Here is a 986-nt window from a genome sequence, read left to right as displayed (position 1 = left end):
CTCCCTGCGCTGCTCGACGGGCCTTCCAGGCCCGCCTGCGCTGCTCGGTCGTCGTGTGCCCGGCTCGCCGACGCCATCGCGCGCCTCGTGACGCGACCAGATCAACCGGGCTCCGCGCGGCGGCCTCGTCAGCGGAGCTTCACGCACCGCCGCGCGCGGATCGCTCCCGGCCGAGCATCTCGGCGAGCGCGCGGACGAGGGGGTGGATCGCGAGATCCTCGCCGACCGCGCGGAGATCCGGCGCCGGGAGCGACGGGACGAGCTTCAGCGCGACCTCCGGCTCGGCGTAGGGGTTCCGCGCGAGGGCGCGGGCGACCGCAGGCCGGGTGCGCCAGCGGGACTCGAAGAGGAGCCGCAGCGTCTCCGGGCGGCACGGGCGGCGTGCGGCGATGCGGACCACGAACGGCTCGGTGAGCTGCGGGTTCCGCAAGAGCTCCACGACGACCGCCGGATCGCCCTCCGCCGCGAGGCGAGCGAGGAGATCGGGATCGCGCCGCCCGCGGGCGAACGCCTTCTTGTGGCCGAGCGAGAGCCCCGCGAGCCGCGGATCGGGGCGAGCGCGCGCGGCGGGGTAGGCGCGCAGCGGCGCGGGCGAGACGAGCAGGCTCGCGACCTCGTCGAGGCCGAGCTCGACGGCGGCGGCGTAGAGCTCGGCGCGCCACGCGTAGGGCAGCTCGGGATCCGGATCCGCGAGCACCTGGCCGACCGCGGCGATGGCGACGCGGGACCCGGGATCGGGCGCGCGGGCGAGCGCCGCGAGGAGCGCCGCGGCCACGGCGGGCTCCTCGGAGGCGAGCGCGCGGCCGGCGGCGCGGGCGCGGACCTCGCCCTCCTCGAGCGCACCGAGCCGGCGCGCGAGCCGCCGCGCCGCCAGGACCTCCGGCGCGGCCGCGTCCGTCACCGGCGGCGCTCCTCCTCGGGCGCGGCCGAGATGCGCAGCGCCGCGCCGGCGAGCTCCGGCGGGTACTCGTCGATGGCGACGAGGA

The 986-nt window shown here is 78.7% G+C and carries 1 protein-coding gene; it reads right to left on the bottom strand.

What is annotated here, in order from left to right; genetic code table 11:
• Nucleotides 1–139: 139 nt before the first annotated feature.
• Entirely contained in the window at nucleotides 140–901 is a 762-nt protein-coding gene (locus tag MNY62_RS25510) for a hypothetical protein (protein ID WP_242347137.1), read from the bottom strand.
• Nucleotides 902–986: the final 85 nt, after the last annotated feature.

The sequence above is a fragment of the Anaeromyxobacter terrae genome (genome assembly GCF_022690685.1).
GTDB classification, from domain to species: Bacteria; Myxococcota; Myxococcia; order Myxococcales; family Anaeromyxobacteraceae; genus Anaeromyxobacter; species Anaeromyxobacter terrae.
This window is presented reverse-complemented; position numbering and strand designations above follow the sequence as displayed.